Source organism: Bacillus sp. LR--39 (assembly GCF_053613335.1).
The window spans coordinates 1-513 of record NZ_JBSIOT010001625.1 but is presented as its reverse complement, the minus strand read 5'-3'; the positions used below and the strand labels follow the sequence as shown (position 1 = coordinate 513).

The 513-nt window shown below is 38.0% G+C and carries 1 protein-coding gene; it reads left to right on the top strand.

Translation table 11 applies throughout. The features are described from left to right. Positions 1–169: 169 nt before the first annotated feature. A partial coding sequence (locus ACWHAR_RS32175; RefSeq protein WP_452089060.1) for a BslA/BslB family hydrophobin occupies positions 170–513 on the top strand: 344 nt, incomplete at its 3' end.

The following is a 513-nucleotide window of genomic DNA, read 5'->3' as shown; positions in this document are numbered from 1 at the left end:
TCATTGAATTCCAAGTGTTAATATTCCTTAAAAAACATTTACTTCCATGGAAAATGATGATAGATTAATTTTTAAGAAAAAGAACTGGTAATTCGCGAATTATGAAAAAGCGCTTTTTCTGCAGAGGACGCTCTGGCCAAATTTCAACAATCATTTAGGGGGAAATGTCATGCTAAAAAGAACTTCATTCGTATCTTCATTATTCATCAGTTCAGCTGTTTTACTATCAATCTTACTTCCTTCGGGCCAAGCTCATGCACAGTCTGCATCAATCGAGGCAAAAACAATTAACAGCACGAAAGAGTGGACCACTTCTGATATTGAAGTGACATATAAACCAAATGCGGTGCTTTCTCTCGGAGCGGTAGAATTTCAATTTCCTGACGGGTTTCATGCTACGACAAGAGATTCAGTGAATGGAAGAACACTGAAAGAAACACAGATTTTAAACGATGGAAAAACAGTCAGACTCCCGCTTACGCTTGATTTGTTAGGCGCATCCGAATTTGACCT